Origin of the sequence: Escherichia sp. KCJ4928 (genome assembly GCF_004352695.1) — a bacterium.
GTDB lineage: Bacteria > Pseudomonadota > Gammaproteobacteria > Enterobacterales > Enterobacteriaceae > ECMA0423.
The window spans coordinates 1-537 of record NZ_SJWV01000572.1; the positions used below are offsets into that span (position 1 = coordinate 1).

The following is a 537-nucleotide window of genomic DNA, read 5'->3' on the forward strand; positions in this document are numbered from 1 at the left end:
GCACAACGGTTGACGATAAGCGCACCTGATGCCAGTTGTTTCAGGGAAGCTGGTATCCGGGCAGGGTGCCAGGGCTGACTGAACGGCCTGTCTGCCTGCCGTTTCGCTCTCCGTGCGTTCTGTCACACGCTGCACCTGAACACCGGACTGCGGGCACGCAGACAGGAAAGTCGCAGGCTGGAACTTCTGACCGGCGGGTATCCGTTATATGCCTGTTGATTCATCACCACCACGCAGCTCCTGAGCTTTAGTTCATCACCGATATTCATACATCTGAATATCGGTGATGAAATCCCCATAATAATCAATCATCTAAGTCTGAAGCATAATGGAGAAAAACTGCTCACCGGTTACTTCGCTCTCAGCTTATTGTAGTGATAACCCGAGGTAAAAATACCAGAGACATCAGACAACTTTAAACTGGCTATCTGGGGAAGCAGAACATACATGGTTTTTCCTTCCGGCACGACAGAAAGCCTGAACTGAGATTCAAGAATGTTCAGCAATGCGTTCAGTTTTTTCCTGTTTCTGAACCGG

Annotated in this window: 1 pseudogene; it reads right to left on the reverse strand. The window is 49.3% G+C overall.

From position 1 onward, the window contains the following. Positions 1-350 precede the first annotated feature (350 nt). Positions 351-537: pseudogene (locus E0D98_RS25635) on the reverse strand (hypothetical protein); the annotation flags it as partial.